29 protein-coding genes are annotated in these 25,264 nt (G+C 57.7%); 13 read left to right on the plus strand and 16 right to left on the minus strand.

Annotated elements, in window-relative coordinates; translation table 11 throughout:
* Window positions 1-26: 26 nt before the first annotated feature.
* Entirely contained in the window at window positions 27-497 is a 471-nt protein-coding gene (mntR, locus tag ROH8110_RS12440) for a manganese-binding transcriptional regulator MntR (protein ID WP_005641374.1), read from the plus strand.
* A 237-nt stretch (window positions 498-734) separates the two neighbouring features.
* Here the strand turns inward: mntR and ROH8110_RS12445 are convergent, their stop codons facing one another.
* Genes ROH8110_RS12445 through ROH8110_RS12500 form a run of 13 tightly spaced genes read right to left on the minus strand, consistent with a single transcriptional unit; the run spans window position 735 to window position 11,308 of the window.
* Window positions 735-1,727, minus strand: coding sequence for a cytochrome c oxidase assembly protein (locus tag ROH8110_RS12445; protein ID WP_037275512.1), 993 nt, complete (start codon window positions 1,725-1,727; stop codon window positions 735-737).
* Window positions 1,724-3,661: a penicillin acylase family protein gene (locus tag ROH8110_RS12450; protein WP_085818095.1), complete on the minus strand. Its 1,938-nt coding sequence runs from the start codon at window positions 3,659-3,661 to the stop codon at window positions 1,724-1,726. The genes ROH8110_RS12445 and ROH8110_RS12450 overlap by 4 nt, the downstream gene beginning before the upstream one ends.
* A gap of 24 nt (window positions 3,662-3,685) precedes the next feature.
* Entirely contained in the window at window positions 3,686-3,853 is a 168-nt protein-coding gene (locus ROH8110_RS18710) for a hypothetical protein (RefSeq protein ID WP_008282832.1), read from the minus strand.
* Window positions 3,853-5,424: an apolipoprotein N-acyltransferase gene (gene lnt / locus ROH8110_RS12455; protein WP_050775788.1), complete on the minus strand. Its 1,572-nt coding sequence runs from the start codon at window positions 5,422-5,424 to the stop codon at window positions 3,853-3,855. The genes ROH8110_RS18710 and lnt overlap by 1 nt, the downstream gene beginning before the upstream one ends.
* Window positions 5,421-5,915, minus strand: a complete 495-nt coding sequence (lspA, locus tag ROH8110_RS12460) for a signal peptidase II (protein ID WP_008282830.1) — start codon at window positions 5,913-5,915, stop codon at window positions 5,421-5,423. Before lspA ends, lnt begins: the two co-directional genes overlap by 4 nt.
* Window positions 5,896-6,681, minus strand: a complete 786-nt coding sequence (locus tag ROH8110_RS12465; protein ID WP_008282829.1) for a ZIP family metal transporter — start codon at window positions 6,679-6,681, stop codon at window positions 5,896-5,898. The genes lspA and ROH8110_RS12465 overlap by 20 nt, the downstream gene beginning before the upstream one ends.
* Window positions 6,682-6,703: 22 nt before the next feature.
* Window positions 6,704-7,162, minus strand: coding sequence for a DUF411 domain-containing protein (locus tag ROH8110_RS12470; protein WP_008282828.1), 459 nt, complete (start codon window positions 7,160-7,162; stop codon window positions 6,704-6,706).
* 3 nt (window positions 7,163-7,165) lie between these two features.
* Window positions 7,166-8,539 (minus strand): M23 family metallopeptidase, encoded by a 1,374-nt coding sequence (locus tag ROH8110_RS12475; protein WP_085818096.1) that lies wholly within the window; start codon window positions 8,537-8,539, stop codon window positions 7,166-7,168.
* Entirely contained in the window at window positions 8,536-9,162 is a 627-nt protein-coding gene (locus ROH8110_RS12480) for an SCO family protein (protein ID WP_037275514.1), read from the minus strand. Before ROH8110_RS12480 ends, ROH8110_RS12475 begins: the two co-directional genes overlap by 4 nt.
* A complete protein-coding gene (locus tag ROH8110_RS12485; protein ID WP_008282825.1) occupies window positions 9,162-9,629 on the minus strand; it encodes a copper chaperone PCu(A)C in 468 nt (155 codons plus the stop codon). Before ROH8110_RS12485 ends, ROH8110_RS12480 begins: the two co-directional genes overlap by 1 nt.
* A 28-nt stretch (window positions 9,630-9,657) precedes the next feature.
* Window positions 9,658-10,317: a DsbA family protein gene (locus ROH8110_RS12490; protein ID WP_008282983.1), complete on the minus strand. Its 660-nt coding sequence runs from the start codon at window positions 10,315-10,317 to the stop codon at window positions 9,658-9,660.
* Window positions 10,314-10,736 carry a disulfide bond formation protein B gene (locus ROH8110_RS12495; RefSeq protein ID WP_037239850.1) on the minus strand — a complete coding sequence of 141 codons (423 nt, stop codon included), beginning with the start codon at window positions 10,734-10,736 and terminating at the stop codon, window positions 10,314-10,316. The genes ROH8110_RS12490 and ROH8110_RS12495 overlap by 4 nt, the downstream gene beginning before the upstream one ends.
* 5 nt (window positions 10,737-10,741) lie before the next feature.
* On the minus strand, window positions 10,742-11,308 hold the full coding sequence (locus ROH8110_RS12500) for an SCO family protein (RefSeq protein WP_027263706.1): 567 nt from the start codon (window positions 11,306-11,308) through the stop codon (window positions 10,742-10,744).
* A 618-nt stretch (window positions 11,309-11,926) separates the two neighbouring features.
* On the opposite strand from ROH8110_RS12500, the gene ROH8110_RS12505 reads away from it, so the two are divergent.
* The 4 genes from ROH8110_RS12505 to ccmI are packed head-to-tail and all read left to right on the plus strand — an operon-like array spanning window position 11,927 to window position 16,104.
* A complete protein-coding gene (locus ROH8110_RS12505; RefSeq protein ID WP_008282980.1) occupies window positions 11,927-13,918 on the plus strand; it encodes a heme lyase CcmF/NrfE family subunit in 1,992 nt (663 codons plus the stop codon).
* Window positions 13,919-13,922: 4 nt separating this feature from the next.
* Window positions 13,923-14,474: a DsbE family thiol:disulfide interchange protein gene (locus ROH8110_RS12510; protein WP_027263707.1), complete on the plus strand. Its 552-nt coding sequence runs from the start codon at window positions 13,923-13,925 to the stop codon at window positions 14,472-14,474.
* A complete protein-coding gene (locus ROH8110_RS12515; protein ID WP_037240132.1) occupies window positions 14,471-14,956 on the plus strand; it encodes a cytochrome c-type biogenesis protein in 486 nt (161 codons plus the stop codon). The genes ROH8110_RS12510 and ROH8110_RS12515 overlap by 4 nt, the downstream gene beginning before the upstream one ends.
* Window positions 14,953-16,104, plus strand: coding sequence for a c-type cytochrome biogenesis protein CcmI (gene ccmI / locus ROH8110_RS12520; protein ID WP_027263709.1), 1,152 nt, complete (start codon window positions 14,953-14,955; stop codon window positions 16,102-16,104). Before ROH8110_RS12515 ends, ccmI begins: the two co-directional genes overlap by 4 nt.
* A gap of 99 nt (window positions 16,105-16,203) precedes the next feature.
* Here ccmI and ROH8110_RS12525 read toward each other — a convergent pair whose 3' ends face one another.
* A complete protein-coding gene (locus ROH8110_RS12525) occupies window positions 16,204-18,306 on the minus strand; it encodes a protein-disulfide reductase DsbD family protein (protein WP_037240126.1) in 2,103 nt (700 codons plus the stop codon).
* Window positions 18,307-18,879: 573 nt separating this feature from the next.
* On the opposite strand from ROH8110_RS12525, the gene ROH8110_RS12530 reads away from it, so the two are divergent.
* The 7 genes from ROH8110_RS12530 to ROH8110_RS12560 all read left to right on the plus strand — a co-directional run bounded on the left by ROH8110_RS12530 (window position 18,880) and on the right by ROH8110_RS12560 (window position 23,522).
* Window positions 18,880-19,308: a MerR family transcriptional regulator gene (locus tag ROH8110_RS12530; protein ID WP_037240123.1), complete on the plus strand. Its 429-nt coding sequence runs from the start codon at window positions 18,880-18,882 to the stop codon at window positions 19,306-19,308.
* A gap of 1 nt (window position 19,309) precedes the next feature.
* Window positions 19,310-19,636 carry a YnfA family protein gene (locus ROH8110_RS12535; RefSeq protein WP_037240119.1) on the plus strand — a complete coding sequence of 109 codons (327 nt, stop codon included), beginning with the start codon at window positions 19,310-19,312 and terminating at the stop codon, window positions 19,634-19,636.
* Between the two features lie 138 nt (window positions 19,637-19,774).
* On the plus strand, window positions 19,775-20,395 hold the full coding sequence (locus ROH8110_RS12540; RefSeq protein ID WP_037240117.1) for a cation efflux transmembrane domain-containing protein: 621 nt from the start codon (window positions 19,775-19,777) through the stop codon (window positions 20,393-20,395).
* Window positions 20,396-20,464: 69 nt separating this feature from the next.
* Window positions 20,465-21,235 (plus strand): transglutaminase-like domain-containing protein, encoded by a 771-nt coding sequence (locus ROH8110_RS12545; RefSeq protein ID WP_037240114.1) that lies wholly within the window; start codon window positions 20,465-20,467, stop codon window positions 21,233-21,235.
* Window positions 21,225-22,190 carry a cation diffusion facilitator family transporter gene (locus tag ROH8110_RS12550; protein WP_037240111.1) on the plus strand — a complete coding sequence of 322 codons (966 nt, stop codon included), beginning with the start codon at window positions 21,225-21,227 and terminating at the stop codon, window positions 22,188-22,190. The genes ROH8110_RS12545 and ROH8110_RS12550 overlap by 11 nt, the downstream gene beginning before the upstream one ends.
* Window positions 22,162-22,524, plus strand: coding sequence for a SpoIIAA family protein (locus ROH8110_RS12555; protein ID WP_037240108.1), 363 nt, complete (start codon window positions 22,162-22,164; stop codon window positions 22,522-22,524). Before ROH8110_RS12550 ends, ROH8110_RS12555 begins: the two co-directional genes overlap by 29 nt.
* Window positions 22,525-22,826: 302 nt before the next feature.
* Window positions 22,827-23,522 carry a hypothetical protein gene (locus tag ROH8110_RS12560; RefSeq protein WP_173674657.1) on the plus strand — a complete coding sequence of 232 codons (696 nt, stop codon included), beginning with the start codon at window positions 22,827-22,829 and terminating at the stop codon, window positions 23,520-23,522.
* Window positions 23,523-24,039: 517 nt separating this feature from the next.
* Here ROH8110_RS12560 and ROH8110_RS12570 read toward each other — a convergent pair.
* Window positions 24,040-24,297, minus strand: a complete 258-nt coding sequence (locus ROH8110_RS12570; RefSeq protein ID WP_017470289.1) for a helix-turn-helix domain-containing protein — start codon at window positions 24,295-24,297, stop codon at window positions 24,040-24,042.
* Between the two features lie 124 nt (window positions 24,298-24,421).
* Entirely contained in the window at window positions 24,422-24,673 is a 252-nt protein-coding gene (locus tag ROH8110_RS12575; RefSeq protein WP_008327366.1) for a hypothetical protein, read from the minus strand.
* Between the two features lie 210 nt (window positions 24,674-24,883).
* Between ROH8110_RS12575 and ROH8110_RS12580 the strand changes: the two genes are divergently transcribed.
* On the plus strand, window positions 24,884-25,252 hold the full coding sequence (locus ROH8110_RS12580; RefSeq protein WP_008327368.1) for a hypothetical protein: 369 nt from the start codon (window positions 24,884-24,886) through the stop codon (window positions 25,250-25,252).
* Window positions 25,253-25,264 lie beyond the last annotated feature (12 nt).

A 25,264-nucleotide genomic window follows, 5' to 3' on the forward strand; every position in this document is an offset into this window, starting at 1 on the left:
TGCAGTTTCCCTGCAAAGTCCCAAGTATGACAAAGCTGCAATCACAGGAACATGAACCGTTCGAAACTGTCGACAGGGCTCCCGAAGCACAGGCTGAGGGATTCGCGACCGTGCGTCAGGCACATGAGAGCGAAATGGCGGAAGATTACGTTGAACTGATCGCCGAACTGATCGAGTCGCGCGGAGAGGCAAGGCCGGTGGAAATCGCCGAACGGTTTGGAGTGAAGCCGCCGACCGTGACCAAGAACATCTCGCGACTCAAAGCTGCTGGCCTGGTGCGGCGGGAACCTTACCGCGCCATATTCCTCACGGATGCCGGTCGGGAGTTGGCCGAGGCCTGCCGCCGGCGGCACAGGATCGTCGTCGCGTTTCTCCTCAGCCTGGGAATCGACGAAGAGACTGCGGAACGCGATGCGGAGGGGATCGAGCATCACGTCAGCACGACCACGCTGGAGGCCTTCGAACACGCCCTCCTGCAATCTGAGAGCGGCAAGTAGCGCAGCATCAAGTTCTCGCGAAATTCAGCAAAGCAAGACTCAGGAGGCGGCGGCGTCAGCAGTCAAAGGCTGGTGGGTCTGTTCTGATGGTCAACTTTAGTGCAGAAAATCGTTCGTGTCCTCTGAGCTTGGCCAGCCCGAGATAGTGTGCCCAAAATCTCTGACTGCGACGACGGTGCAGCGAAAATGTCGATCGCGGGAAAAGACGTGGGTACAACCTTTGATTTGCTCCTCTGTTCAAAGCGCATAGACAATAGTCACCACCGTCGTCATGACGATGAAGAACATGACCAAGGCGCCTATGGCGAGCGTCCGGCCCATGTCGCGGTTTGGCTTTGCCACTTTCAGACGCAATTCTTCGGCCGTTTCCGGAAACTCGAGCGCCGCGGAGTTCGAGCCTCGCACCAACTCGTATCGTGAATTCCAGCGACGCACCTCGGCCGCGTTCCACCCGTTCATGACCAGAATGATCGCGGCGATCATCAGCATCGAGGACGGGACCCAGATCGTGTAGCCACCCATGGTTTCGTCGGACAGGGGATCGAGCAACCCGGTTCCCGCCGTTTGGTAGGAGGCATAGAGGCTCACCTCTTTGAGTGTCGTCAAGGAACCCAGAAAAATGTTTGAAACGATCACCGCAAAACCGGAGATCAGCCTTGCGCCGCGCCTCGCGCCCTCAGGGGGATCTCTCGGGTCGAAGAGCATGCCGAAATACCAGATCCCTGCCAGCACCATCGCAAAATGGGCGAACACCTCGATCGCCGCGATGCGCTGCGCAAGTCCGTAAAGCACTGGAATCTGCCAGATAAAGAGCGACGTGATGAGCGCGGCAGTGGCGGTTACCGGATGTGCCAAGAGCCCCAAAGTAATAGATTTTCCAAGAGCGCCGAGGTATCGACGCCACCGTCTGTTCAAACCGGCTTGCAATAATCGCCACGGCTGAGAGACCGCGATGAGTAGTGGTCCTGCAAGGCGAAGGAGAAGATGCTCCACTTGGTGCACCGAAAAGAGGCTGTGCCCCAACGAAGCCAGAGGCGCATTCGTGGCCGCGAGAATACAGGTCAAGCCAGCGAAGAACAGAGCTTGCCGCCAAACAGAAACCGTCCCGCGAATGCGAGCGGATCGCGCGAGGCCGCGCACGTAGAACCATGCGGCCAAACTGACGGAAACAAGGGACACTGGCGAAATCGCATATCCAAACGGGTCGAAATTAAGGAAGTAGGTGATCATTGGCTCCTGTCATGTTGTATTGCTGGCCCATCGACGGACACTGGTGAAAGTCGAGATGTTCCCACTGCGCCACCTTGGGCCAAGGACAGATCAGTGGACATCGGAAGGTATTTGCCCTGCATCCACATGGGGAAAAGGTTTTCATAGAAACGTGAGAGCGGGTGGCCGGACTGACCGGCGGGCGCGATGAAATAGGATCCGGCTTCTTCCGAAAACGACATGACCGCCTGAAAATTGGTGCCCGCGCTGGTCGCGAACGGGCGGTCATTGTCAGAAGTGAACAGTGTTGCAATCAGTGTGTCGGGATCGCCGGAAGATGGGGCTTCGAGAGACAGCAGATCGCTGATGATCCCGCTCGATCGGATTGGTGCCCACCCCATATTCAAAGCGTGTGCTTCGCCCCAGGCCCAGGCGGACGGATCGGGTCCGTAGCGGTCGACAAGCCAGCCGATGGCATCATCCAGGGCCGCACGAACCTGATCCTGGCAGGTCTCGATGCGGGTAGACGGGCGGATGTCGCACCAGATTGCGCTCCCTCCGCGATCTGAAAGCACCGCAAATAGGACATCGGGATTTGGCCTGGCCCAGACCTTCGTCGCGGATGGAAATTCATCCTGAAGTATTCGCTTTTGCAACGCGCGCGCCCAGGCCCAGAACACGAGCGGCTCCGGTGAAAAGCGATCCATGTCGCCATTCCATTGGGCAAGTTGATCCAGAATATCGCCGCGAAGCTCATTTGCGCGGTTCTCTTCGAGAGCACCTGTGGAACCCACGAACCAAAGCTCTTTTGCCATTATAGGAAGAAGCGCCCGCGCGGCAGCGCTGACCGTGTCGCGCTGCACCGTAATCGCGCCCTCGACCGAGAATATCGGCTGCCGCTCATCAAGAGCAGCCAGACGGGCGTCTCGAAACGATAAAGGAGTTTCGACCTCCCTGTCAGGCCAGCGAGCAAGGGTTTCTCGGTCGATCGCAAGAATCTCCAATCCGGCTGGTGACAGGTTCATGCATGCGTCCATAGCATCGTTCACATCGGCGGACCGCGCCAGACGGTCAAGCATCATCAGAAAATTGCTGGCCTGCGCGGCCGTGGGATTCTCTGGCTCTTTAACGGCTTTCTGGGACACAGATCGGAACGCCCAAGCGACGCGTTCGCTGCGACCGACGACAATGAAGGGCACACCCGGCAATGTAGCCCCAATCGCGGCTCCGGTCGGGAGTTGAATATCCGCCAGGTACCATTCAGAAGGCAGCGATAAGGGGCCACGTATATCGGCGGCGAGAATTGGTGCTCCGGTAGCTGTTCTGTCTCCAGGCAACGCCCAAGCATCGAGGCTGACCTTGGGCGAGGTCACAAACAGCTCGGGCAAAAGAGGTCGATCCGACGGGATCGGTAGATCTGACAAGCCGGACAGGTCATTCTGCCGTCTCTCGGGTTGAAGATCGTTCAGAAACGCTTGGGCAAGTCTGAGACTATCGACGGGTCTCCAGGCTGCGATCATTCTCTCATCCGCGATCAACAGATCGGGTGAGCCTCTGCCGCGCCCGCCTTCGGACACCAGGCCAAGCCACGCGTTGACACCTGCGGCATATGCGTCGAGCGCTTGGGCTGTCGAAGGCTCAACTTCGATCGTCCGGTCAAGTGGCATCAAGGCTTGCGCTGCCCGCCTTGCCCTCAATAACTGGCCAAGCCTGTCCTGAGCGTGAACGAAACCAAGCGCGAAATAGGCGTCCGGAGCGGAGTCTGCAGAAATGTGCGGTATGGCCGCAGCATCTCGCAGAATATCGACTGGACCTTCGATACCCGCAACACTGAAATCCTCGTCATAGTCGGGGACGGAGGCGCGCAAAAGAAAGTAGACGACACCGGATACGGTCAGTCCTAATGCAAAAACCGCCAGGAGCAAGTACAGTAATATGTTGAATAGTCGTTTCAATTCGTTGCCGGTGCCAAAGTAATCTCAAGACGTGATGCGCAAGAGGATCACCGAGGCGAAAAAAGCGAGCAGGCCGAAAGCAATACCGAAGCTTGTCGCGTATTGAAGTATATCCAGGCGGTTCCCTTTCCGCCGTTGCGCCAGATAGCCACCCCAGAGCGCCCCTCCGACAAAGCCTGCGAGCACCAGCATCACGATTCCTCCGATTTTGATTTTTCTGAATTGAAACGTCGTCTGACCAATCCGACGGTAAAGGCTAGAGCCCAGACCGCACAGATGAGCGCCAGCGATGTCCAATCACCGAAACGTGCGTAAGGTGTGGGCGCAAGCGCTGTCGGCAGGCTGGCATCTATGACTCCAGTTTGTCCGGTCTCGAGGCGCGCGATGATCTCTCCCTTGGCGTCGATGATCGCGGAAATCCCGGTGTTGGCCGCCCGGACTACAGGAAGCCCTTCTTCGACCGCGCGCATGCGCGCGGAGGCGAGGTGCTGCTCGGGTCCGATGCTGGTCCCGAACCAGGCATCATTTGTGGCGTTGAAAATCCAGTCGGGGCGAAAAAGGTCATCGACTACCTGGCCCGGAAAAATGATTTCGTAACAGATCGCCACCGCGACCAGAGGCGCACCCGGGATCGCCAGCGTGCGTGGCCCTGGTCCTGGCGTGAAATCACCCAAACCTTCGGTCAGCCGCTCGATCGGCAGCCAGCCTCTCAGGGGCACATATTCCCCGAACGGAACAAGATGATGTTTTGCATATCCCGTCAGAATTTCGCCGCTGCCGTCATAGGCTTGAACCGTGTTGAAATATCGGGTTCCCCCATCGCCCTCTACGCGGTCAGGCACGCCTGTCAAAAGGATCCTGCCGTCTGGCAGAACCGTGGATAGCCGCCTACGCGCCAAGGCGTCCTCGTCCAGAAAACCGGGAAAGGCCGTTTCCGGCCACAGCAACAGGTCGAAGCGTCCAGGTTGCGCCGACAAGCCCAAATATTTCTCCAGCGTTCGCTCGCGGCTGCCCGGTGCCCACTTCTCGACTTGCGGCACATTGCCTTGGACGATGCGCAAAGCGCTGTCCGTCGGAGGCACATTCGTCCCTAAACGCAGCGCGCCGCCACCCCAGAGGCCCATCACCACAACGGCGAAGAGCACGAGAACAGGCACGCGTCTGTTTGGTGCCGCCACAATCAACACACCGGGCAACAGCCCTATAAAGACCGTGAGAAAGCTCAGCCCATAGCTTCCTACCCAGGCGGCGGGTTGGCGCAGAGCGGCGTGTTCGACAAGGGCATAAGCGGCAAGGTTCCAGGGAAACCCTGTCAGGACATGACCACGCAGCCATTCTGCGGCAACCCAGCAGGTTGCAAGCAGAAGACCTGCCGTAGTGTCGCCGACAGCACGGCGCTGCATGATGGTGGCAAATAACATCGCCGCAATCGCCGGGAAAATGGCCAGTCCGGCGGACAGTCCCGCGACTGCCGGGATCGCAAGGGCACCGAAACGTTCGGAATCGACGTAAAAGCTCTCGGCGATCCAGGAAACTCCAAACCCGAACTGGCCCATTCCGAAGACCCAGCCGATGAAGAAGGCAGGCGCTGTCGAAACCTGCCGGAGGACGAGAAAGAGTGCTGAGAAGGCGACTGGAACAACGATGAGCCATGAGAATGGTGGAAGGGTTAAAACCGTTAAACCGCCCGCTGCAAAGCTAATCCCTGATCGCAGGGGAATGTAACGGCCACGACCCGTCAGTGGTCGCAAGCCCGCCATCATGTGCCTGTTTTCAACTTGGCGCTCAACCAAGGGGCTATGAGCAGTAGGCCCACGCCACTGACCACGAAAACATCCGCCATGTTGAAGGCGGGCCAATGCGTGGATCCGACATAGAAATCGAGGAAGTCCGTCACACTCCGAAACCGGATGCGGTCGAGGACGTTGCCGAGCGCGCCACCGATAATCGCACCATAGGCGATAGCCTCAACCGGGTTGGCAGTGCGCACCAACATGACGGTCAACCAGCCGCAGACAGCGAGGGCCAACGCCGTAAGGCTCCACCATGGCGCGCCACCAAGTAATCCGAATGTCACGCCATCGTTGCGCAGGTAGATGAGATTGAAACCGGGAAAGACCGGAATTCCGGCGCTCAAATCTGCCGCATTGGCGACGACAATTGCTTTTGTCACCTGATCGACAAGAAAAGCAGTTCCAGCCGCAATGAAACCTTGGAAATGGGTCAGTTTCATCTCATCCTCCCAGCCATACATCGAGGAACAACATGATCACGAGGCCGGCTGCGAGACCGAGTGTCGCCCTGTTTTGATGGCCTGAACGGTGGGTTTCGGGAATGATTTCGTGGCTGATGACGTAGAGCATCGCCCCGGCGGCGAAGGCGAGCCCCCATGGCAACAGCGGCTGCGAGATGCTGATGATCCCAGCCCCAAGAAGCCCGCCTACCGGCTCGACAAGACCTGTCAGGGCGGCAATCCCCCACGCACGGCGCCTGGAATAACCCTCACCAAGCAATGAGACCGCTACGGCGAGACCCTCGGGAGCGTTTTGCAGCCCGATGCCAATCGCAAGCGGCAAGCCACCAGACAGACCGTCAGCCCCAAACCCGACACCAACGGCGAGTCCTTCGGGGAAATTGTGGATCGTGATCGCAATGATGAAGAGCCAGACGCGGCGCAGCGAAGCAGCGTCTGGGCCTTCCCGCCCCGTCTTGAAATGCTCATGCGGCAGCCATTCGTTCATCAGAGCGACCGCGCCCATGCCAAGCAGGATCGCAACACAAACGATGGCCGCCGGGAGAGCACCGTTGTCGAACTGTCCTTCGGCTGCATCGAGAGCCGGGATGATCAGCGAGAAAAACGAGGCCGCGAGCATGACACCCGCTGCGAAGCCAAGTAGCAGATCGCGTGTAGCCCGGGATGGGATGCGCCCGAAAAGAACGGGGATCGCCCCGACCGCGGTCAGCGATCCGGCGGCCAGGCTTCCAAGAAAGCCAAGGGTAATTGGGGAGAAGGGTTCCAAGCGCTGAGGTCTCGCCGATACGTCAGTCAGCGGCCGAATAACTGCTAAAGATCTCGGTCGATCCATCGCCGCGGATCAGGAAGACCTCATAAGCCTCACGATCGTCTTCCGGTCCCATGCCCGGCGATCCATAGGGCATTCCGGGCACCGCCAACCCCACTGCATCTGGACGCTCATCCAACAAACGCTGAATGTCTGATGCCGGTACATGTCCTTCGATCACGTAGCCGTCGACCAAAGCCGTATGGCAGGAGACCATGCGCTGAGGCACGCCATTGTCGAGTTTGAAGCGCACAAGAGATCCCCCGAACATGTCCTCGCCTGTCGGCGCGAATCCGCTTTCCTCGAGGTGCTTCATCCAGGACAGACAACAGCCGCAGCCGTTTGTCTTCCGGACATCAATCTGGATCGCATCGGCGACAGCTTGCGCCGCGGGGAACAAGGCCAGCGTGACTGCAAGGGCGAGAGCCAGTCGTTTCATGGATTAAAGCCTTTCGGTTGTTGTTTGCATAAATTCGCTGGTGAGCCTCTCGGCCAGTAGCGTGCGTGCCTCAGCCAATCGCTCAAGTGCAGCCGTGTCATCCGCATCCCGCTCGGCCGCCTCTGCCAGTCGGTCGTCTGAGAGAGGATCCGTCGGGCGACCATCGACAAGAACCTCATAATGCAGATTGGGGCCGGTCGCGGTGCCGGTCGCACCGACGCGACCGATCATGTCTCCGGCCATCACGCGCTGCCCTTGTTCGAGTGTGTCCGGCACCTCGCTGAGATGTGCGTATCGTGTCAGGGTGTCGGATCCATGCGCTATCTCCACCACCCGGCCATATCCACCGCGACGTCCGATGAAGCTCACGCGTCCGGGCGCCGTCGCTTTCACCGGCGTACCGCTTGCTGCAGCAAAGTCGACGCCGGTGTGCATGCGCACATTCCCATAGACTGGGTGTGTGCGACGGCCAAAGACGGAACTCAGCCGCGCTCCTTCCACCGGTTGGGCAAAGACACGCAGGACCTCTCCATCAACATAGATCGTCGCTTTGCCGCTGCCGTCATCCGGCCAGACGATCTCGTAGACCGTTTCACCAAGATTCAGTGCGGCAAAGGCAAGTTCGGGCTGACCGATCCTCTCGTTTCCGTCGCGCGCTTCGCGCCAAAGAAGACGCATCGTCTCGCCACCGGAAAGTTCGCGTCGAAAATCCACTGTGCCGCCCAGCATCTGCGCCATGTCGACCGCAAAGCGAGCAGGGATGCCCGCCTTGTCCAATGCCGCGAAGACAGAGCTTTCGATCACTGCCTCGCCCGCGAACGTCACCATTTCAGGGTCTGGCTCCAACACGCGTGTGACAAGTTCCTGACCAAAGACCGTTTCGATCCGCACCCCATCGTCAACTGCCAGTTCCACGCGGCTCGGATTTCCGTCCACCTTTGAGATCACAGTGATCTCATGGCCCGGGCGCAATCGGCGCAGGTCATATTCTGCACCAAGCGCGAGCGCGATTTCGGCACGCGCAGGCGCAGCGATACCCGCGTTCGCCAGGACCGCATCCAGCGTCTCGCCCGACGCGATCTCACGCGACCAGGTTATCAAAGGCGGTTCAATCTCGGGCAAGGCGGTTTCTGCGAAGACGGATTGCAAGAGCGGCAGAGGTCGCATTGGGCTAGCATTGTCGGCGTGAAATGCAGCGGGCGGTGTCACATCGTAGTCGGCGATCTGAGGCATCGAGAGCGGATCGGGAGTCCAGAGGGTGGCTTCAGCAATCGCAGGAGGCACTGGCTCTTTGGAAAGAACGCCAGATATGGCGATGGCGGTCACCGAAAAAGCGCCTGCGACCACAGCGCTCGCCAAAACAATTCTAATATTCATGTTGCCCCCTCTACGTCTTCTGTCAGTGCACGCCGGATCTTCGGCACTGCGAATTCTCTTGGCTCGTGATAGTCAATCATGGTGACGAGTTCACCCTTGGCATCGAACAGGAATACGCTTGCCGTATGGTTCATTGTATAGTCGCCGCCTTCGGTCGGAACGCGCTCATACGAGGCACGAAATGCTTCTACAGCGCGGGAAATCTGGTCTTCCGGTCCCGTCCAGCCGCGAATGGCCGGATGAAAATAGCCGACATATTCGGCCATGGCCTCGGCCGTGTCCCGCTCTGGATCGACTGTGATGAAGACCACGTTCATCCGCGCGGCGTCGTCCCCGAGATCTTCAAGCCAACCTGAGATATCCGATAACGTCGTGGGGCAGACATCCGGGCAGTAGGTGAACCCGAAAAACACCATGGTCGGGCGTCCAATCAGGGCTTCTGGGCCCACTTCATTGCCTTCGTGATCGGTCAGTCGGAAATCCATCGCCGACAGGGGGAGAGGCCTTTGGCCGGCCGGTTTTGGTGCGCCGGGACCGTCTACCCGCCACCAGCCGACCCCGAGCATCAGAGCGACAGCGCCTACACCGGCTGCACCGTATTGGACCACATGCCGACGCTGCATCAGCTCTCCGGCCCGCGCGCGGCGATCCCCAGAATTGGGACCTCAACAGTCACTTCACCACCGTCCGAGAACGTCAGTGTCAGTGGGAAGGTCTCGCCTTCGATCATCGGGTTTTGCAGCTTCATGAGCATGGCGTGCAGTCCGCCCGGTTCCAATGCTACGCTTTGGCCCGGTTCAATCGTGATTTCGTCAGCAGGCGCCATAGAACTGACGCCGTCGGCGTTGGTTTTCGTCTCATGGATCTGGGGCATCACGGCCAGTGGTGTTGTAAGCCCGGTCAGCGTGACCGTGTCTTCACCGGTGTTGCGCACAGTCATATAGGCGGCACCAGGGCGGTTGACCCCGATTGAAGCACGGGACCACGCGTTTTCGACGACCACATCCTCCGAACCGGCAAATGCCGGAGTCGACATGCCCGAGAGCAGTAAGACAAGGGTCAAACCGTTGATGTAAGATAGTTTTGTCATGAAGAATTCTCCTGTATCTGGCCGAGCATCAACTTTGGCTGGCCGCAACTTCCGCCGCCACCAGTCGCCGCAGTTCTGCCTCACCAAACGGGTCCAATGGCTTGGCGTTGACGAAGAACGTGGGCGTTTGTCGAACGCCAACCGCTTCGACATCAGCGCGGTCCTGATTGAGCACGGCCACGACACCGGGGGCCAGCATCTGTGTCCGAGCAGCTTCGACATCCAGACCACCGCTTGCGGCAATCTCAAGGATCAAACCCGGTGCCGGAGTGCCATGGGACGCCCATCGCGGCTGCTCGCGCAGGACCGCTTCCAGCACGGGTTCGAACACATGCTGCATCCGCGCAGCTTCGAGAACACGGATCGCTTCCACCGAAGCGTCCCCGTGAAAGGCAGTGTATCGAATGACGACACGGACCGCATCACCGTGCTCAGTCATGATATCCTTGACCACGGGATAGAAGGCGCGGCAGGCCTCGCAAGCTGGATCGAAAAACTCGACAATCGTGACAGGTGCCGTTTCGGGGCCGAGGATCGGGGAATAGGGCCGGATCAGCACATCGTTCACTTCAGGCGCGACAGGGACTGCCTCTGCAATGGGTTGGGGGCGGGTGGCATACCAGGCCGCGCCGCCAAAACCTGCGGCACCAACAGCCAGAACGGATAGAACGAGACCGCGTCGATTCATGTTTGTTTTTCCTTCAGTGAAATGGCCGACAGCACCCCGATCATCGTGAAGGCGACAAGCGCCATCAGCGGAATCGGAATGCCGAAGACCACCTGGTTGTCGTCGGTACAAGAGGGGCCGGTCGCCTTGCAGGGCTGGATCGCCTCGGGGATCAGCCCGACATAGAGGCCGATGTGATACAACGCCACCGCCGCCCCCCCAAGCGCCAGCGCAACGCCATAGCGCCCCACGCGAGGATCTTGCCACCACAGCCCGAGCCCAAGAACGACAGCCAGGGGGAACATGAAGGCGCGCTGGAACCAGCAAAGGACGCAAGGCGTTTGACCAAGAACCTCGCCAATAAAGAGCACGGCAAGCGATGAGATAAGCGCAATGATCCAAGCAAGAACAAGGGCCGTTTCTCCGGAAAGTCGGGTCATGGCGATCAGATCCTCTCTCTCAGATCCGCAAGGATCTCTTCGGCGGGTGTGCCGTAGGGCCAGGAATCGGCGAAGCCCGCCTGCGGATCAAAAAGGAACAGGTGCGATGTGTGCCCCATTGTATAGCCATCCGGCGCGCTGGCCTCTTCGATCCTCTCAAAGAAAATTGGGAAGGTCTCGGATGTTGCGGCGATCTGCTCCGGCGTGCCGGTCAGCCCGATGATCCCTGCGTCGAACAGGGGCACATACCCGGCAAGTGCTGTCGGCGTATCCCGCTCCGGATCAATCGTTATAAAAATCGGCTGGACCTTTGCCGCCTCGTCGCCCAAGCCCTCCATCACGGCCGCGACTTCGGACAGTGTTGTAGGACAGACGTCGGGGCAATTGGTGAAACCAAAGAAGACCAGCATCCAGCGCCCTGCGAAATCTTCGTCTGTTTGGACCATGCCGCGATGGTCCGTCAGTTCGAACTGCGCAAGGAAAGGTGGTTCATTCTCGGCTTGGGTAATATCGGCGCCATAGTCCGCCCACAGTAACAGCCAGATGAAAACGAGCGCCGCCACGCCCGCCAAAACCCATAGCACTTTCTGAAGACCTGAAAGCTTCACGCCGCTCCGCCCGAATTTGATTCTATATTTTCAGAGCGCTTACACCCTCTAGCTACTGTAGGTTCAAGCGTGATTCTTGCCCTGCGGCAGCACGTCACGCACCTGTGAAGCTAATGCTCTCTATTCAGCGCTTCAAAACCTGCCGTCACTCAATGTTTCGCTGCTTCGTCTGACCCTGCAGGTGGCCATCAAGGGAAGGCAACGGCAATTTCCGCTAAATCCGACGCCTGCGGAAACCGGGCCTGCAGATACAAAGCTGCTACGCAGATGCACTGCAAGCATGGGTCATTTTTTAAGGTATCAGTCTAAAATAACGCTTGAACCTACAGCGACTGCAGGAACTACAAAGGACGCGAATCAACTGTCGGATCCTGCTCACGGCATGCACGCGCAAAGAACTTCATCCCATTCGGTTTTCCGCCCAACCCCAACTCGGTTGCGATTCACAGAAGCGAACACAGGCGGAAAGTGGAGAATGTCGCGATATGATCTCACTAGAATGGACGATGAACATGCTGAACTATCCCGATGCGGAAACCTTGTCCGGCTCGGATGCAGAAGCGCTACTCAGGAGGACGCAAAATGACACCTGAGATCGGACAATTCGCCCTTACCCTCGCGCTTGCCGTCGCGATTGTTCAAAGCATCTTGCCAATTGTCGGAGCAAGCACGGGACGCGTGCTTTGGATGGAAAGTGCAAAGACAACAGCGGTGCTTCAGGTGACGTTAGTTGCAATTGCGTTTGGCGCGCTCATGCGCTCCTTTGTTGTCAGTGATTTCACGGTTCGAAACGTGGTTGAAAATTCCCACTCTCTGAAGCCGATGATCTTCAAGGTTGCCGGCACTTGGGGCAGCCACGAAGGGTCTCTAGTTCTCTGGACCTTTATTCTCGTACTTTTCGGGGCTGGGGTCGCGCTGCTGGGCAGAAACATTCCGGTTGGTCTCAAAGCGCGAACTCTATCCGTTCAAGCCTGGATCAGCGTCGGTTTCCTGAGCTTCATGCTCTTTACATCCAATCCGTTCGAGCGGGTGTTTCCGCCGCCTCTGGATGGCACAGACCTTAATCCTCTGCTGCAGGACATCGGGTTGGCGATGCATCCCCCGCTCTTGTATTTTGGGTATGTCGGCTTCTCGATCGTCTTCTCCTTCGCGGTCGCGGCTCTGATAGAGGGTCGGGTGGATCCCGCATGGGCGCGTTGGGTGCGGCCTTGGACTCTGACGGCCTGGATCAGCCTCACTGCGGGGATCGCACTCGGCTCTTGGTGGGCCTATTACGAACTTGGCTGGGGCGGCTGGTGGTTTTGGGACCCGGTGGAAAACGCATCCTTCATGCCATGGCTGCTGGGTACGGCACTCCTGCACTCCGCTATCGTCACGGAAAAGCGGGACACGTTCAAAAGCTGGACCATTCTTTTGGCCATCCTGACCTTTTCACTGTCACTTCTGGGGACATTTATCGTCCGATCCGGCATTTTGACATCCGTTCACGCGTTCGCGGTCGACCCGGCGCGCGGCGTGTACATTCTCGGCCTTCTTGGCGTAACCATTGTCGGCTCACTGACACTTTACGCATGGCGCGCGCCTCAGCTTGGATCGGGTGGCGTATTTCGGCCGATTAGCCGCGAGGCGGGGCTTTTGCTCAACAACCTTCTGCTCGCGACCGCAACGGCGACCGTCCTTTTTGGAACACTCTATCCGTTGTTTGTGGAAGCGGTGACTGATGAAAAGATCTCTGTAGGACCACCGTATTTCAACGCGACGTTTATCCCTTTCATGCTGCCGCTAGTCATCATCATGGGAATTGGCCCATTCCTGTCTTGGAAACGGGCCGATCTTCCCGGTATCTGGCAGCGGCTGCGTTTGGTTTTTGGTATCGCGATTGGTGTTGCGGGGATCGTTTGGTACCTTCAGACAGACGGGCCCCTGCTTGCAGTGGTCTCAATAGGGATTGCAGCCTGGGTTTTTGTTGCAACGTTGCGCGAATGGGCGTTGCGCATCAAGCTCTTTGATTTACCCCTTTCACAGTCGCTGCGTCGCGCGCGGAACTTGCCGCGCGCTGCGCACGGTATGACGCTCGCGCATCTTGGCGTTGCAATGCTTGTGCTTGGGTTTGTAGGTTCCACAGCCTGGAAGGAAGAACGTGTTCTTTTCGCAGAACCGGGGACGACCGTGGAAATCGCCGGTTTTGAGGTAATATTCGACGGTGTCGAACGGTTGCGTGGTCCAAACTACATCGCACAACAAGGCCAGCTTCGCGTCTTGAAAGATGGACGGGAGATTACGCTTCTTCGTCCGGAGCGCAGAAACTATCCAGTTGCGGGGACGTCCACAACCGAATCTGCAATCCGATCAACGCTCAGAGGTGATCTCTACGTCACCATCAGTGAGCCTGCGACCGAAAAGGCGTCGGGCCAGTGGAATTTGCGCATTCTCTACGAACCACTGGTTAATTGGATATGGATCGGAGCGACGATGCTGGTGCTTGGCGGGTCCCTTTCGCTATCGGACCGCAGATTGCGGGTGGGTGCGCCGTCGCCAAAAAGCCGGTCGTCAGCGCTTCAACCGGCGGAATGATATGATGAAGAAAATCCTTCTCGCGATGCCAGCGCTGGTCGCAGTGGTCTTGGGTGGATTTTTGTTCTGGGGGCTCAACCCAGACCGAGATCCTAACGCAATTCCTTCCGCTTTGGTCTCCGAACCAGTTCCGGATTTTGAGCTTCCACCGGTAGAGAGCACGCAGACCCCCGGACTGTCGGCCGCAGCCCTTCGTAGCATTGGCGAGCCGGTTTTGGTCAATGTATTCGCTTCATGGTGCGTGCCCTGTCGTGCTGAGCATGCGGTGCTAACCAGGCTTGTTGAACAGGACGGTGTTCGGCTGATGGGGATTAACTACATGGACAAACCAGCAGATGCCGCAAACTGGCTGGAGGAGCTTGGCAACCCCTATGAGAGGATCGGATCAGACAGCGAGGGCCGGGTCGGTATCGAATGGGGTATTTCGGGGGTGCCTGAGACGTTTGTGATCGATGCGAACGGTATCGTAGTCTATCGCTACGTTGGTCCCATTGTGACGCCAGAGGCACAGGATGAAATTCGTGCTGCGTTGGCCGCAGCAGGTGGTCAATCATGAAGAGTTGGCTCTATTCACTGGTGCTGATGCTTGCCGCAACAACCGCGGCATGGGCTGTGGAGCCAGATGAGTTGCTGGATGATCCGGTGCTTGAGTCGCGCGCCCGGGAGCTCTCAAAGCAGCTACGCTGCGTTGTCTGCCAGAATCAGGATATCGATAGCTCAAATGCGGGTGTTGCCCGAACGATGCGCACCTTGCTGCGCGAACGTCTGATTGCAGGTGAAACAAATGACGAGATCATTGCGTTTTTCGTAGATCGATATGGTGACTTCGTCCTGTTCAGGCCGCGACTGAAACCCGCCACGTATCTGTTGTGGTTCGGACCAGCGGTTCTTTTTGCCGTTGGGATTGGCGTTGTCTTTGTCACAATCAGGTGCCGAAGCAGGGCCGTTCTTGATGGCACTGCTGATCCACTGAGCCCCGATGAAGAGCGTGAGTTCGAAGCCATTTTTCATGAAAATGAAGGACGGAGAGACCCATGATTTGGTTGGTGTTAGGCGCGATGGCATCCATCACTGTCCTTCTGTTCTTGTCCGGTCTCTATCGAACGGGTGAAGTCCTGAACAGAAAGGATGGAGCGTTGGTTATCCTCAAGGATCAGCTTTCCGAAATTGATACTGATCAAGAGCGGAATCTGATATCCGTTACCGAGGCCGACGCGGCCAGGGTTGAAATCAAACGCCGCATTCTGGCTGCCGGTCGGCTTGCGACACGTGAATCGTCGCGCGCAAGTGGGCGAAGCACCATCTTCGCGTCCGCCATTGCCACGCCATTGGTAGCCTTCGCTCTGTATTCTCAAATCGGCTCGCCACAGATCGAAAGCCAGCCTCTGGCGTCTCGCGCATCTGAAACCCAGGAAGCCGCAAACCTCTCAGAGTTGACCCAGAGACTAAAAACCCGGCTTGAAGCAGACGAGTCTGGTGGACCAAGTGATGGTTGGGTTCTGCTCGGTCAGACCTATATGCGTATGGCTCGTTACGATGATGCCGCCGATGCATTCGAACGCGTCACTGTCCGCGACAATGCAGATATCTCAACCCTATTGCTATATGCCGAGGCCTTGATCGCAGCCGAGAACGGGATCGTGACGCCGCAAGCGGAAAGCGTGATCGAACGCGCATCGGAGATGGACCCCGATGATCCAGGCCCAATTTTCTATAGAGCCCGGATCCTCGAACAGGACGGGGTTCCAGATGAAGCGAGGACGCTTTTGATCGAGCGCCTCAAGAGAGCGGATCGCGCCTATCCGTGGATGGAACTTTTCCTGTCTGTCGCCAACCGATTGGGGGAACAGGTTGGAGAGAGCCCTGTCACCCTAGCTGATTTCTTTCCGGACTCTCGGGACGCGCGTAGCCCCGGTGCGGCCGATATCGAGGCCGCTCAGGACATGTCGGTCGAGGAACGCAGCGCTTTCGTCCGCTCCATGGTTGACCGCTTGGCGGCGCGATTGTTGGATGACCAAGACAATCTTGAAGGATGGCTTCGGCTTGCGGAGGCGTACAGTGTATTGGGTGACTTTGATGCTGCCCAGAACGCCGCCGACAATGCGCGCACCTTGGCCGAAAGCCTTCCGGAAACCGACCCTATGCGTGCCGCCGCCACGGCCCGATTGGATCGGATCAACAAATAAATTGGGGCCGCGTGGTCTCAGATACATAACAGCTTTCCTTTCACCTGAAACTAAACCACTGTAGGTTCTGCCTCCCTTGAGCAATGCAACGGCACTATGTCATCGTTTTCGGACAGCGCTGAGATTGGCAGCCGACAGTGCTTCGAGAACGGCATCCGCAGATAGTAGTTCAGATAAAATGATACCTTCAGGAGCATCTGGACCGTAGACGATGTTGAGCGGAATTGCGTATCTGCCGTGCGCCTCGAGATAGGATTGGATTTTCGCGTCCGGTCGCGTCCAATCCGCGCGCATCGCAATCACGCCTTCCTCGCCAAGTGCTCCCAAAACTGGTTCACGATCCAGGACCAGGGTTTTGTTTGCTTTACAAGTGATGCACCAATCCGCAGTAACGTCCACGAAGACAGTTTTGCCCTGCGACACTTCACGCGCGATCCGGGACCGGTCGAACTCGACCCAGTAAGAAGTGATCGAGGCTGTTACATCATCGGAGCTTTTTGGCAGCAGTGCAGGGGCCGCCAACGTCATGCCCAAAACCGCAGTCATTCCCCACAGCAAACCGTTACGAGGCTGAACCTGATAGGCTCTCGCCGCCAGTACGATGAGCCCAAGACCCAGCAGCACCAGGCCTGTGAGAGTTGGCGACGTCACACCAATCAAGACCCAGCATAGCCATGCAACGGTTCCGGCAAGCAGCAATCCGAGAACGATCTTCACGCTTATCATCCAGGGTCCCGGTTTGGGCAGTCGAGACAGGAAACCAGGCCAAGCGGCAACCAGAATATATGGCAGTGCAAGCCCAATCCCCATCGCTGTGAAAACCGCAAGTATATCGCCTGTCGTGCCAGAAAGGGCGAAGGCAATGGCTGTCCCCAGCAACGGGGCTGAACAAGGCGTTGCAAGTATCGCAGCCAGAGCGCCGGTGGAGAAGTCTTCGGCATACCCCCGCCCAAAGCGGCCAGATAGCCTAACCATCCAGCTGCTGGGCAAAGAAATTTCAAAAACTCCAAACAAATTTGCCGCAAAGAGTCCGACAACGAGAATGAGTGCAATTAGGAAATATGCATTCTGAAACTGCACACCCCATCCAACGGCATATCCGAGCGTCTGCAGCGCTATGACCGCCAAGGCCAGCACCCACATAAAAGCAACAGTTCCCACAGCCGTAGCGAGAAATCCCGCGCGCAATTGTGAAAGGGAGCGATTCTTCATTCGGAGCGCCGACCCGAACTTAATCGATAGAACTGGCAAGACGCATGGCATTGCGTTCAGTATCAACCCTCCCAGGAAGGACAGCAAGAGAATCGGGAAAAACTGACCCCTATCTTGGCTGGTCTCGGATGCGTAAGGTGGCGCAGGTACAACGTCGGTAGTGTTCACATCATCGAATGTAACCGCGACATCCTCGTCTACGACCGTAATTCGAAGGGAGGTTTGTTCCTCGCTTAACGCGAGAATCGGGATACTTGCCCAGAGACCGGTGCGATCACTTGTAAGGCGGATGTCGGGTGCGCCGAATGCAGAGCCTGCACCAAACTCTGGAAAAAGATCGGGATTGTTCCAGCCAGAAGGCCGCGTCATTTGAACAACCAATGCCTGATCCTGCTTCAGCGATGCGCCCGAGACCGCTATTGCACTTTCTGGCCCTGCAACAGGTACGCGAGCGGCCCATGTCGCGATATCGGTCGCGGCTTTCGCATCGACGCCCGTTCCCAATGGCACAGGGAGTGTCAATTCAAACCTTTCCGGAATGCACACATTGGAGCAGATCAGCAGATCGACGAGTCCCTTCAGCTCGGCCGCTCTATCAGAGTTCGCAAGCCGCAACTGCAATGGAAATATTACTTGTTTGGCATAGCCGAAATTTTCAATTCCGAAGGCGCGGAAACGCGTGGGTGCGGGCCAAAGCATGTCGACGGATTCAAGGTTTGTGGACCCCTCCCAATCGATCTCTGGCGGCAGGCCAACCTCGCCTGGCGACCGCCAGTACGCTTTCCATCCTTCCTCCAGTTCAATCTTCAAACCCGCCGAAAGGAACTGCGATCCTGGGGCGATTCCTGCTTCCGCGACGATCAAACGTGCCGTCAGAACTTCGGAACGATACGCATTGGATTCCAAGGCGCGAACAGGGCTTGCCACAAAAACAAGAAAGAGTGCGAGACTGATAAGCAATCCCTGATACCCTGCCAAGGTTGTACGCATATTCTGACCTCTTTTTCTTCGCGCTCAGTCTCGGGAAGTTACAGCAACGTGCTAGTCCCGAACGCCTTTGTGACGGCGTCGACCCCTCAAACAGTGGGCAGAGCCAAGACTCCGACTAACTAGGCGACAGCGATGCTCGTCTGGGCTTCCTACAAAACAGTCGTTTTTCCGCGTCGAACACAAGCTGGACCCGCTCTCCATGGTGTCGCGCTCTCAGGCTAGCGCCGTTTCAAGGTTAGTCCTTTTTTGTCTGTTCACGATACTTACGATAGTGCGCCCGTCGAGACCCGATGCTGGGCGACAAAATAGTCGCACCACAACAACGACCAGATGAAAACGAGCGCCGCCACACCCGCCAAAACCCGTAGTACTTTCTGAAGACCTGATAGCCGCACGCCGCTCCGCCCGAATTTGATTCTATATTTTAGGCGCGTTTACACCCTCTAGCTACTGTAGGTTCAAGACCTATTCTGGATGAAAGAGCGATGTTCACTGACCTGTGAGATGCCGAGCGGAACTTGTGCAAAAAAACGCTTAAAGCTACACGGGCTGTAGATAGTTTGGAGAGGTGATATGCTCACAATCGGCACTTTGGCAAAAAGGACCGGGACGAAGGTGCAGACGATCCGCTATTACGAGCAGATCGGACTCCTGCCCGAGCCCGGGCGATCGGCTGGCGGTCAGCGGCGCTATGGAGATAGTGAGCTTGACCGCTTGTCTTTCGTCCGGCATGCGCGGCAACTCGGGTTCTCGCTGGACGCAATCCGTGAGCTTCTTGATCTGAGCGATCATCCAGACAAGTCGTGCGCGGAGGCGGATGCAATCGCCCGTCGGCAACTCAAACAGGTCGAGCAACGATTGGCGCGGCTCGAGGCGCTGCGGACGGAACTGAAGCGGATGGTGCATGAGTGCAGCGGCGGGCAGACTTCCGACTGCCGTGTGCTCGAGGTGCTGCGCGACCATTCCGAATGCCTGACCGAGCATGAAGAAATCGGCGCCTGAGATGCCCGCTGCGCTTGCCTATCCGCTCGCGGCACTTGCCGAAATTGCAGGGTGTTTCGCCATCTGGGCCTGGTGGCGTCTCGGCGCCTCGGCACTTTGGGTTGTGCCTGGCATTGCTGCCCTCGTGGTGTTCGGATGGCTCCTGGCGCAGGTAGAGACTGTCGCCGCGGGCCGCGCATTCGCAGCCTATGGTGGCGTCTATATAGCGTCCTCGGTTCTGTGGATGTGGTTGGCCGAAGGACATAGGCCTGATAGGTGGGATCTTCTTGGCACAGCCGTTTGTTTGCTGGGGGCGACAGTTATTCTTGCCGCGCCGCGAGGCGATTAAGAAATGGGCTCGTCCGGCTCAAGCGCGAAATCGGATTCGATTACCTTTGATTCATTCAAGATCGACGGAAGATTCTCAGAACATTAGCTCGTCGCTCGTGGTTGCAGTTCGGTAAGGTTCGAGGATTGGCAATAGCTTGTGGTAGAGAAGAAGAACGCTACGGAAAGACGCACACTCTGGATTGTGCTGGGTCTCAACATCGGGCTGGCAATCGCTTTCTTCGCCTCGGGCGCATTCGGCGATTCGAGCGCGCTTATCGCCAATGGCCTCGACAATCTGTCGGACAGTTTCGTCTACGCGATCAGCCTCTTCGCGCTGTCCCGCTCCACCAAGTGGAAGCGCGGAGCGGCAAATGTTTCGGGCGGCCTGCTGATCCTCTTCGCCCTTGGCATCCTGTATGACGCCTGGCGCCGCTACGTCGGCGGATCGGATCCTCTTGGCACGATCATGATTGTCATGGCGCTGGTAGCGGCGGCCATCAACGCACTTTGCGTCTGGCTGTTGGCGCGGCTTCGCGATCCGGACGTGAACATCCGAGCGGCGAATACCTTCAGCTGGAACGACTTCGCAGCCAATCTCGGAATCGTCGTCGCAGGCGGGCTCGTGGCCTGGCTCGGAACGAACTGGCCGGACCTTGTCGTGGGTGTGATTGTCGCCGGCATCGCGGCCTGGGGTGGCGTCGGAATCCTGAAAGACGCGCATGGTGAACACCACAAGGCGGTGCACGATGACAATCAGGCAAGTGAGGACATCGCCTGAAATCGGGGCTTGAAGCTACAGTGACTGTAGCAACTACATATTCTCGTGAACGATTCGAGGAGATATCCCGTGAACCCCGCCGACCCTCATTTGGCCAAAACCCGGCTGCTGGAATTTGACGCGACCTCAATTGCAAAACTGATCGAGGAGCGCGGCTGGGCAGACCTTCCCAGCGACGACCGAATTGGGGCCATCTACGATTTCGTCAGGAACGAGATTACCTTCGGCTACAACCGCGCCGACGACATTCCGGCGTCCGAGGTCCTCGCAGATGGCCACGGGCAGTGCAACACCAAGGGCACGCTCCTCATGGCCCTGCTGCGTGGCGTGGGAGTTCGCTGCCGACTGCACGGATTCACAATCCACAAGGCGCTTCAGAGAGGCGTCATTCCGGAACTCGTCTATCCCCTCGCGCCGTCCGAAATCCTCCACTCCTGGGTAGAGGTGCACTTGCGGGACGGATGGGTCAATCTAGAAGGCTTCATCCTGGACGCGTCCTTCTTGCAAGCGTTGCAGCACGAATTCCGCGACACGGATAGTCTGTGCGGCTACGGGGTTGGAACGGAAAGTCTGAGCGCCCCGCCTGTTGCCTGGACCGGGAATGACACCTACATCCAGAAAACCGGTATTGCTCGCGATCTCGGAACCTTTGACGCTCCCGACGATTTTTACTCAAAGCACCGCCAGAACTTCGGATTTGTGCGCGACTTGCTCTATCGCCACGTCATCCGTCACTGGATGAATGCCAGGGTTCGCCGCATCCGCCGCGGAATCTTGCCGCCGGTCCCCGGATTCAATCGGCCGAACCACCGCCATGAGGAGACGAACCGTGCCGCATGATCACGGCCACGCCCACATCGATCCTCAATCCGGTGATCGTCGCGTCTCCATCGCCATCTGGGCCAACGGCCTCCTGACGGTCGCGCAGATCGTCGGCGGGATCCTTTCCGGCAGCCTCGCGCTGATCGCGGATGCCCTCCACAATTTCTCGGACATGGCGTCGCTGGTGATCGCCTTCTTCGCGCGTAAGATCGCTCGCCGCCCGGCGGACAAGCGCATGACCTTCGGCTATGGGCGGGTAGAAATCGTCGCAGCGCTCATCAACTACACGACACTTATCCTGATCGGCTTCTACCTGATCTACGAGGGTGGCATGCGCATGATCGACCCACCAGAGGTACAGGGCTGGACGGTGGTGATCCTGGGCGGTGTGGCACTGGTCGTCGACACGTTGACGGCGCTGCTCACCTATTCGATGCAGAAAGGCAGCGTGAACATCCGTGCGCTCTTCCTGCACAACCTATCGGACGCTTTGGCCTCCGTGGCGGTCATCATCGGCGGCTCGCTCATCCTCCTCTACAACATGCGGTGGGTCGACCCGGCGATCACCATCGGCATCGCTCTCTACATCCTCTACCTCGCATTTACCGAGATCGGCGGTCCGATTCGGACGCTGATGCTCGGCAGTCCACCGGACATCGACAATGAAGCCGTCGTTGAGGCGATGCGGGGTGTGGATGGTGTCGCGGACGTTCATCACGTGCATCTGTGGCAGATGCAGGAGCACGAGGCGGCTCTGGACTGCCACGTCGTGCTGACAGCGGACGGCTGGGGTCAAATCGAAAAGATCAAGGCCACGATCAAGGACCGGCTGAAGGACGATTTCAGCATCGGTCATTCGAGTCTGGAATTTGAGCACGAAGACCGCGCGCACCAAAACGCTAACCTTTACGGTCACGGCAAGCCGGAAGAAGAGGAGAAAAACCATGTTCACCGAGACACTGACAGATCATGACGAGATGATTGGCCTTGCCTGCGAGGGCAAGCTCAGCGAAAGCGACCTGAAGCGGATGCACGCCCTGCTTCATCAGCGCCTGCAAGAGACAAGCAAGCCCGGCCTGGTTCTCGATCTTACGAGGTTTGAAGGCTACGAGGGGCCGTCCGCTCTGCTCGAAGATCTGAAGATCGACACAGCCCATAGGAACGACTTCCACCGCGTTGCTGTGGTGGGCGAAGGGGCTTTGATGGAGTGGGGCACCAAGTTCGCCGATGTGCTGACCAAGGCCGAACTCCGCCAGTTCGACCCCTCGGGAACGGATGCGGCAATCGCTTGGGTAAGTGAAAGGTAGGGGAGCTTTCAATCAGATGCCTTCGCAGAAGGCAGCATCTGTTTGAAACCATAAACAGAAGAACTACAGCAGTTGCGAGGCCCAAGAGCAATCCGAATTTTCTAAACATAGTCGCTCCTTTCGCAAAGGAGTAACTTCAGTACGTTGGCACTGCACTTGCCGGAGCACTACCAAATCGTAATGTTTTAGCGGCTCAGGGTGCCAGTTGGTTAACATAAACTTCATTATGCGACTTTATACTTAGCGTTGCGATAGTATATTATTGTATGTATGCTGAACTCCTATCACGGAGGCTCCACAGCATGCGCCATTTACTCAAGAAGCTCCTCCCCTCGGTCGCAGTCGCTTTGACCGTGACAGGTTCTTCGCTGCCAATACCCGCCCGCGCGCAGACATACCCGATCGATTGCGCGATCCTCTTGTGCCTGTCTGGCGGCTGGCCTGCTTCCGTCCCTTGCGCCCGAGCCCGCGCCGAATTTATCCGGCGGATTACACCTTGGCCGGTCGAACCACCGCTGCAAATCTGGCGCTGTCCCATGGGCGCCTCCTACGAGAACGATCGGTTACAAAACAACGCTGGCGGCATCTTTGAAGCCTTGTACCGAACCGACAGCCGTCGACCGCTTCAATCCTTGCCAGTAGATAATCTCGTTCCCACCGACCTCGCCCTGCGGCTCGTTCAGGACCGCGCGGACATCGATATCAGCGGGCCAGAGTTCAATTTCGTGCGGTCCATCCGCGTCTTCGATGTACGGTATGCACGACAGCACGAGTCCGGGCGCGATGGGGATTGTAACCGAAGCGCGACCGTGGTCCTCGGCACCTACGGGACCCAAGGCGATTTCTCATGGCAGCGATCTTCGATAACTGCCCTGCCCGAGGCCCATGTGGGACTTGAACGTTGGGGCGAGCATTGCCCTGGCATTTATCACCGATCCGTCTTCGTCGATTGGCGTGACTATGACGGCAACTACGGGTTCGAGCAGGTGAACTACTGACCTGCCGCTACGTAGATTTGTCATGGAAGACGGCTTCTTTGGCTTGCACGACCGCACCGCATACGCTTCGCGGTCCACATGCTGTTTGGCGTTTAGGCAAACACCGCGGGTTCGCTCTGTTCACCCGTCGTCGCTTCTTCCGATCCTCGTCAGCGCATCGAAGTCGATTTCTTGCTTCTGTTCGTCACTTATATCCGGCCGGGTTTCCGATACCGGCTGGGGCCCTTGGACGTCCCACATCACCGCATGTGAGCCTGTCCTCCAGCGATAAACCCAACCAACAACACTGCACCCATCGGTCCCGATCAGATTGGCGATCGCGACGCCCTCACCCTTATCTTCGTTCACTGTTTACTGGCTTCCTGCACTGCGGCGCTGCGAATTGCGGCGTGGGGTTGCAGAGCGTTCACTACGACCGCGCGCCGGGCTTCTTTGATGTTGGCTAACTGGTCCTCGATGAGGAAATGATCATCAGACCGGGAAAGTGGGTTCCCGTGTTCTCAACAATTCATTGGCTTCAAATCCTGTGGTCGGGCTCCGTGGCGGCTTCAACGATCGCCAGAACCTCGAACGGGTCAAAGCCGATGGCGCGCGCCAAGACGACCAGCTCGACAACGTCGACCCGGCGCTGGCCGCTCTCAAGGCGGGCAATAAGGGACTGGTGGCATCTGAGCCTGTCTGCCAGGTCTTTCTGACCAAGGCCCGCTTTGACACGGGCGTCGACCAACGCCTGACAGAGTGCCACTTGTCCCTTGCTTCTGATTGTCTTTGCCACGCGTCACATACCTTTTGTGACGTCGCTAGCGGATGAAATCTGTTATCTAAAAAGTAGATATATGAGGGTGTTATCGGCGTCTGGTTTCCATGGGCTGCAAGTCTGATGCTCCCGAGGTTGCCCATCAATCCCCTACCAATTGCAGGAACCGGCCATATTCCTCGCTGACTTCGCGCGCTTCCTCGAAGGCGCGGGCCCGTTCACCGTCGAGGCAACGGAAGTAGCTCTGGATATCCTGAATGTAATCTTCGAAGTCGCCGCGGATGATATCCGCATAGTCCCGCGCGGCCTGCGAATCGCTTGGCAGGAAAGGACGGGATGGCGCAAAGCAGGATTCCGCCAAAACCGGCCCAGGAACGCAGATCAGAAGGGCCATAGCTTGCAATGGGAGCAGGCATGTCAACCTTGGGTTTCTCAAACCTGTTATCTCCTTGATCGCGGACACTGGCCGTGACTAGTGTTTGCGTAACCAAACTACAGCCAAAGCACGATATTACATCTTGCGGTTGATAATATACTATCGTAACTCTGGGCTTCAAGTAGGAATGCCTGGGGTCGCGCCATTGGAGAAAGCGTGAGCCGGGCCATGAACTGGGACATCGAAGCACCAAATGTGGTTACGGAAGCCAGGTTCCGCGAACTCGTGGAAAGCGGCTATAGCGCAGAAATCCTGTGCCAAGAGTCGGCACACAAGAAAGGCCCCAGCTATTACGGGGTCTGGATCATGCGTGTTGTCTCTGATGACGGGGTGGAAAAGCTCCTCGTCACCGCCCGCACGCGGACGACCTACAACGATATCAAGATCCGCGAGTTCAAGACGATCTCCGGCGTGGTGTCTTTCTTCATTGGCCTTGGTTTTGCGCATGTCGACCTGCCGCTTGAGGCGGGGACAAGCCGTACGCACAAATTTGCGCCGCCAGACAAAGCCCCATCAGACAAGGGCGCTGGCAGCTAACCTCGTCTGTCT

The sequence above is a fragment of the Roseovarius halotolerans genome, from assembly GCF_900172255.1.
Taxonomy (GTDB): domain Bacteria; phylum Pseudomonadota; class Alphaproteobacteria; order Rhodobacterales; family Rhodobacteraceae; genus Roseovarius; species Roseovarius halotolerans.